Genomic DNA, 262 nt, shown 5'->3' on the forward strand with positions numbered 1-262 from the left:
CTAATTGATCAAACTCTGTATTTATCCAATCAATATAATCAAATGAAACTTTTAATTTACCTTCGCTTGTAAAGTCAAATTCACATGATGTCCATGGTTCAAGTCCTTCTTCTTTAAATGCATTTCTTAACTTCTTAAACAATCTATATAAATCCGTCCACAAATCATAAAATACTTTTTCAGAGACATTATACTCTCTAGGGATATATGTGTAATAATTCAAGTCATCGCTGTTTGGTTTAGTATAATTAAAAACGACCTC

Annotated in this window: 1 protein-coding gene; it reads right to left on the reverse strand. The window is 29.0% G+C overall.

Annotated features, from left to right (window positions below; genetic code table 11):
• A partial coding sequence (locus tag GUI70_RS25885) for a TIGR01741 family protein (protein ID WP_161884598.1) occupies positions 1–262 on the reverse strand: 262 nt, incomplete at both ends.

This window comes from Deinococcus alpinitundrae (genome assembly GCF_009982895.1).
In the GTDB taxonomy this organism is placed as follows: domain Bacteria; phylum Deinococcota; class Deinococci; order Deinococcales; family Deinococcaceae; genus Deinococcus; species Deinococcus alpinitundrae.